The organism is Streptomyces tibetensis (assembly GCF_007655005.1).
GTDB lineage: Bacteria > Actinomycetota > Actinomycetes > Streptomycetales > Streptomycetaceae > Streptomyces > Streptomyces tibetensis.
The window spans coordinates 1-314 of the sequence record NZ_SZVW01000078.1 but is presented as its reverse complement, the minus strand read 5'-3'; the positions used below and the strand labels follow the sequence as shown (position 1 = coordinate 314).

1 protein-coding gene is annotated in these 314 nt (G+C 72.9%); it reads right to left on the bottom strand.

The features are described from left to right. Positions 1–314 (bottom strand): maltotransferase domain-containing protein (locus FDO69_RS41005; protein ID WP_138430340.1); only part of this gene is annotated, 314 nt, incomplete at both ends.

The window sequence follows — 314 nt, the reverse complement described above, 5'->3', positions numbered from 1 at the left end:
CCGGGGGAGAGGGTGTTGTTCTTCCCCTTGCGGAAGGTGGTGCCGATGGGGTGGATCGGCGGCAGGTAGACCACGTCGAAGCCCATCGCGGCGATCGCCGGCAGTCTGCGCGCGGCGGTGCGGAAGGTGCCGTGGGGCTGCTGGGGGGTGCCTTCCGAGCGGGGGAAGAACTCGTACCACGAGCCGTACAGGGCCCGCTCCCGCTCCACGAGCAGGGGCAGCGGCTCGCTGCTGGTGACCAGGTCCCGCAGCGGATACCGGGCCAGGACCGCGTCCACCTCCGGCGTCAGCGCCGCCGCCAGACGAGCCGCCGC